The sequence below is a fragment of the Frankia sp. CcWB2 genome, from assembly GCF_977927585.1.
The window spans coordinates 110607-116309 of the sequence record NZ_CDWRCM010000001.1; the positions used below are offsets into that span (position 1 = coordinate 110607).

General features: G+C 73.5%; 6 protein-coding genes. 4 read left to right on the plus strand and 2 right to left on the minus strand.

Annotation, left to right across the window (positions count from 1 at the left end):
- Positions 1–54: 54 nt before the first annotated feature.
- On the minus strand, positions 55–621 hold the full coding sequence (locus ACY45C_RS00625; RefSeq protein ID WP_462185712.1) for an SWIM zinc finger family protein: 567 nt from the start codon (positions 619–621) through the stop codon (positions 55–57).
- A 154-nt stretch (positions 622–775) separates the two neighbouring features.
- Here ACY45C_RS00625 and ACY45C_RS00630 point away from each other — a divergent pair, with 154 nt between their 5' ends.
- The 4 genes from ACY45C_RS00630 to alr all read left to right on the plus strand — a co-directional run bounded on the left by ACY45C_RS00630 (position 776) and on the right by alr (position 4999).
- Entirely contained in the window at positions 776–1675 is a 900-nt protein-coding gene (locus ACY45C_RS00630; protein WP_462185713.1) for a PadR family transcriptional regulator, read from the plus strand.
- 128 nt (positions 1676–1803) lie between these two features.
- Complete coding sequence (locus tag ACY45C_RS00635; RefSeq protein WP_462185714.1) at positions 1804–2160, plus strand: holo-ACP synthase; 357 nt, start codon at positions 1804–1806, stop codon at positions 2158–2160.
- A gap of 72 nt (positions 2161–2232) precedes the next feature.
- Entirely contained in the window at positions 2233–3840 is a 1608-nt protein-coding gene (locus ACY45C_RS00640; protein WP_462185715.1) for an NAD(P)H-hydrate dehydratase, read from the plus strand.
- 4 nt (positions 3841–3844) lie between these two features.
- Positions 3845–4999, plus strand: a complete 1155-nt coding sequence (alr, locus tag ACY45C_RS00645) for an alanine racemase (RefSeq protein WP_462185716.1) — start codon at positions 3845–3847, stop codon at positions 4997–4999.
- 62 nt (positions 5000–5061) lie between these two features.
- Here the strand turns inward: alr and ACY45C_RS00650 are convergent, their stop codons facing one another.
- On the minus strand, positions 5062–5385 hold the full coding sequence (locus tag ACY45C_RS00650; RefSeq protein ID WP_462185717.1) for a hypothetical protein: 324 nt from the start codon (positions 5383–5385) through the stop codon (positions 5062–5064).
- Positions 5386–5703 lie beyond the last annotated feature (318 nt).

Here is a 5703-nt window from a genome sequence, read left to right on the forward strand (position 1 = left end):
CCCTGGCATCGGGCGGCGTACCGGCGCGGCGGGGCTGGGCTCGGGCCTGCCTGGTCAGGTGGACGGCGTCGCTCCGTGCTGACGGCCGTGCCAGGCGACCGTCGCCTCCCACAGCGCATCGGCGACGGCGTTGTCGTCGGCGGCGTCGAGCAGGGTCTCGACGAGTTCGGCGCGAGGGGCGCGGCTGAGGAAGACGCGCATCGCGGCGTGGACCGGGTCGTCGGTGAAGAGGGTCTCCTCACCGAGGATCGCGCCGTCCTCCCCCTCGATGTCCTCGTCGTCCTCAGCGAGTCCCGCCGAGCCGGTGGCCACGAGGGCGACCGCGACCGCATGCCGGCAGAACGAGCCGGTGGATCCCTCGGTGCAGGTACAGCCCGTCCGTGGCCCGTCGTCGGCCGCCTCCAGGCGGACCTCGTACGAACCGTCGTCGTCCACCGTGCCGGATGCGTTGGTGGGGCGGATGCGGAGTTGTTCGACTCGACCGAGAAGGGCCAGATTCACCCCTTCTATGAAGACGTCGGTGCCGGCGTGCTGTGCGCAGGCACGTTCCTCGAAGGCTGCCTCGAGCGGGGTGACGGCGTCTCCGCCGTGCCCGTTCTCCCCGGACCCCGAAATGATCACTGCTCAATCCTACGGAATTCGCGCGGTTCGGGGATGCCTAGGCGAGTAGGTCTTGTTGTCGATTGCATCGCGATATATCGTGAGCCTACGTGATGAGGTGTGAGCGGATGGCTCCGGTCGCGCCGACCCGAAGGGAATGATCGTGGTTTCACAGATGATGTCGGGCCCATGGGGCCGCTGGGGATGCGAGGCCGGGTTCGGCCCGTCCCGGCTGCGGGACTTCTTCGAGGCGGTGAGCGCCTGGGGGGAGTGTGGTGGCCGGTCGGAGGCGGTGGCCGGCGAGCAGGACCACTCCGAGAGCGGTCGCGCCGGCCGTGGTGAGCACGGCGGGCATCGTGAGCACGGCGGGCACGGAGGAGGCGGGCCGAGAGGCCGCCGGGGCGGACCGGGCTGGCCGTTCGGCGGCTTTCCCGGCCCGGGGTTCGGTCTGGGGTTCGGCGGCCCCGGTTTTGGCGGTCCCGGCAGCTTCGGCCGTGGGCCGAAGGTGGGGCGGGGTGACGTCCGGGAGGCGCTGCTCGCGCTGCTGGCCGAGGAGCCCATGCACGGCTACCAGATGATCCGTGAGCTCGCGGAGCGTAGTGGTGGCATCTGGCGGCCGAGCCCGGGGTCGGTCTACCCGGTCCTGTCGCTGCTGGCCGACGAGGGGCTCGTGCGCGCGGAGGAGGCGGAGGGCAAGCGAGTCTTCCATCTCACCGACGCCGGGCGGGCGCACGTCGAGGCACGCGCAGGGGGGCGCAAGCCGTGGGAGACTGCCGCGGCGGCGGTCGATGACGATCTCACCAGTTTGCGAACGCTGGCGTTCGCCGTCGGTGCGGCCATCGTCCAGGTGGCCCAGGCCGGAGACGAAGCGCAGATCGCCGCGGCGCGGTCCCTGCTCGCCGAGACCCGCCGTGGTCTCTACCGGATCCTCGCCGGGGACGATGTCGAGCCCCCGATGAGACCGGAGGGTGCCGCCACGGGTACCGGCGCGGACAAGGGCCGCACCGCTCCCGATGGTGGCAGCAAGGACGACGGCAACGGCGGATCGGCCCCGGGGCGGGCTGCGACGCGCTGATCGACGAAGCGTTGATCAGCGGGGCGCGGGCGCCTCGGCGAGGTGGGCGTGAACCGGCTAGCGGGGACCTCACCGGCCGTCCCGGTGCCGACGGCGGGGTAACACCGCGTTTGTGGGAACCTTCCCAGGTGGCGGTGGTGGGCGTCGGCGTGGACGTGGTGGATGTTGACTGGTTCGCCGTGACGCTGGCACGCACGCCGGGCATCGCGATGAGGCTGTTCACCGCGACCGAACGGAGCCTCGCCCGGCCCGAGCGGTTGGCCGCCCGGTTCGCGGCGAAGGAGGCGGTCGCCAAGGTTCTCGGCGCACCCCCCGGTCTCGAGTGGCACGACACCGAGGTGGTTCTCGGTACCGGGGGGCGACCGTCGTTACGGATTATCGGCACGGTGGCCGCCGCGGCGGCCCGGCTCGGCATCGCGTCCTGGCATCTCTCGCTCACCCACGACGGCGGCGTGGCCGTGGCGATGGTCGTTGCCGAGACCTGAGCACGGTCGGGTCCGGTGGGCCCGTGCCGGCCTGTCGGGCGCCCGCGGATCGGAGCGGGGCAGCATGTCGGCATGCGCAATGCCCATACGGTTGAACAGGTTCGAGGTGCCGAGGCGCCGCTGCTCGCCTCGCTGCCCCCCGGCGCTCTGATGCAGCGGGCGGTGCACGGGCTCGTCGCGCACGCCGCACGACGCCTCGGGCGGGTCTACGGTGCCCGCGTCGTCGTGCTCGCCGGCGGTGGCGACAACGGTGGTGACGCCCTCTGGGCCGGAGCGCGGCTGGCCGCCCGAGGGGCGCGGGTTGATGCGGTGGCACCCGGCCGCACCCATCCGGAAGGCACCGCCGCCCTGCTCGCGGCCGGTGGTCGACTGCACCATCCGGGTCCGGTGGTGGGCGGGGGCGGTCCGGCGGGTGCGGGGCAGCCGATCGACGATGAGCGGCTGCGTATTCTGTTCGCCGCCGCCGATCTGGTGCTGGACGGGTTGCTCGGCATCGGTGGCCGGGGCGGGCTGCGCGAGCCGTACGCCCGGCTCGCCGCTCTGGCGCCCCCCGAACGGACGGTGGCGGTCGACGTCCCCAGCGGGGTGGACGCGGATACCGGGGCCGTCGCGGGGCCGGCGGTCCGGGCGAGCAGTACCGTCACCTTCGGTACCCGCAAACGCGGCTTGTGGCTCATGCCCGGTGCCGCCCACACCGGTCCCGTCGAGCTGGTCGACATCGGACTGAACCTGCCTGAACCCGACCTGTGCGCTCTCGACGATGCCGACGTTGCCGCGGCGCTGCCCGTTCCCAGCCCGAGGGCGTCCAAGTACAGTCGCGGGGTCCTTGGCCTCGTTGCCGGCAGCGGCGCCTATCCGGGCGCCGCGGTGCTCGCGGTCGGCGGCGCGCTGCGCGGCGGCGCCGGGTATCTGCGGGTAGTGACCGAGGGGCACGCTGAGAAGGCCGAGGGCGAGGCCGTCGGCGCGGTCGTGAGCAGGGCCGGCGATTTCGTGCGGATGTCGCATCCCGAGGCCGTCGTGACCGCCATCGAGGCCGGTGACGCCGACGCGATGCTGGCCGCTGGCCGGGTCCAGGCCTGGGCGATCGGCCCGGGCCTGGCGCCGGGACCCGCGGTCCGTACCTTGCTGACGGCGTTGCTGGCGACGGACCTTCCGGTCCTGGTCGACGCGGGAGGCCTCGACCCGCTTGCCGCGATCATCGCGGCGCGGCCCGCTGCCGTCGCCGAGCGGGCGGCGCCGGTGCTGATCACACCGCATGAGGGCGAGTTCCAGCGGTTCGTCTCGGTCGCCCTTGGCGGGGATGCGCAGACCACCGCCGCCGAACTCGCCGACGATCGGCTCGCCGTTCTCCGGCGGGCCGCGGCGGCGACGGGAGCGGTGATCCTGCTCAAGGGCGCCCGCACGCTCGTCGTGCGGCCGGATGGATCGGCGCTGGTCAACACGACCGGATCGGCATGGCTGGGGACCGCCGGGACCGGTGACGTGCTGACCGGCCTGATCGGGTCGCTGCTCGCCGCCGGGCTCGCCCCGGCGACGGCCGGGGCGGTCGGCGCCTATCTGCACGGCCGGGCCGCCGAGCGGGCCCCCGTGCCGCTGGCAGCGAATGATCTGCCCGCCATCCTGCCCCAGGTCATCGGCGACCTGCTCGACCAGCGACGGATGCCACGCGGAGTAGCGTGACGGCGTGACCGAACAGCGGGCCGATCCTCCTGCCGGGAATGATCTTCGTTCCTATGCCGCCATCGATCTCGACGCGGTCCGCACGTCGGTGGCCGCCCTCGTCGCCCGGGCAGGCGACGCCGCCACCATGGCGGTCGTCAAGGCTGACGGCTACGGCCATGGCATGATCCCGTGCGCGCGGGCGGCCCTGGAGGGCGGGGCCACCTGGCTCGGCACGGCGTTCCTCGAGGAGGCGCTCGCCCTGCGCGCGGCCGGGTTCACCGTCCCGGTGCTGTCCTGGCTCGCGGCGCCCAGTGAATCGTTCGCCGCCGCCATCGCCGCGGATGTCGACCTGTCCGCGTCCGCGGGCTGGGCGCTCGAGGAGACCGCCGCGGCGGCCCGGCGGACCGGCCGTACCGCCCGGGTGCACCTCAAGGCGGACACGGGCCTCGGCCGGGCGGGAGCCACGGAGGCCGACTGGCCGGCGCTGTGCGACGCCGCGGCGGCACTCGAGGCCGAGGGCGTGATCGAGGTGATCGGCGTGTGGAGCCACTTCGCGTTCGCCGATGCCCCCGGGCATCCCACGGTGCAGGGTCAGATCGGGCGTTTCCGGGATGCGATCGACATCGCCACGAAGGCGGGGCTACACCCATCCGTGCGGCATCTGGCGAACTCGGCGGCCACCCTGGTCAGCCCGGAGGCGCATTTCGACCTGGTCCGACCGGGAGTGTCCGTTTACGGACTGTCCCCGGGCCCGGAGGTCGGGCCGCCGGCGGCCTTCGGTCTGCGCCCCGCGATGACGCTGACGACGCACGCCGCGTTGACCAAGCGGGTACCGGCGGGAACCGGCGTCTCCTACGCGCACCGGTACACGACAACACGCGAGACGACGCTCGCCGTGGTGCCGCTGGGCTACGCCGACGGCATCCCCAGGTCCGCGACGAACACCGCGGAGGTGCTGTTCGGCGGGCGGCGCCGCCGCATCGCCGGCACGGTCTGCATGGATCAGTTCGTCCTCGATGTGGGTGACGACCAGGTGGCGGCCGGCGACGAGGTGCTGCTCTTCGGCCCCGGTGACCGCGGCGAACCGACCGCGGACGACTGGGCTGCGGCGCTGGGCACCATCAACTACGAGATCGTCAGCCGGGTCGGGGCTCGGGTCCCCCGCCGCTACGTCTGATGACAGCCCGTCGGGCGGCCTCTCGGGCGGCGCCGGACGAGTCGAAGATGCGGGATGCGGGCTCAGCCGCAGCCGCCGGGGCCGCAGGCACCGCCGGAACCGTGACCGCCGGTGGGCGACACGTGGCCGCCGAGCGAGCCGCGCTCCATCCGCCGACGCACGGGGCGGGAGACGGCGGCCTCGCGCTCGGCCTCCTCGAGGCGGGAACGGGTAGTCAGTGTCAGCATCACCGGCCCGGCCGACACCGGAGCCGGAGCCGCGGCGCCGGGGCCCTCGGCCGGCTCGGTGTCGTCCGGCACCCCCAGCGCGGCGGCGCGCTCCGGGCCCGTCAGACGACGGCCGGCGCTCGCCGGGATGTCCTTGCTCCTGTGCCACCTCAGCCGCACGATCTCCGCCTCCGGTCCACACCCGCTGATCGATCTGATCCCACCGGATCCGCCCGCTCCCGGCTTCTCGATCCAGTCGATCCAGCCGGGGGCGGCACTTCCACGGTAGTCGGCCCGCTCCCACCCGGTCCGGCGGGCGTCGGCGCTGTGGCCTACGCCCGGCTTGTCTTCTTCACGATATTTGTCGTCTTCACGACGCCCGGTGCCGTCGCGACGCGTCGCACCGGCGTGGATCCGGTGCCGTGGGGCGGGGCCCATCCCCTAGACTCGGCCCGGAGTCGTGACTGGCGCATCGAGGTGGAACTGACCACCGGGGAG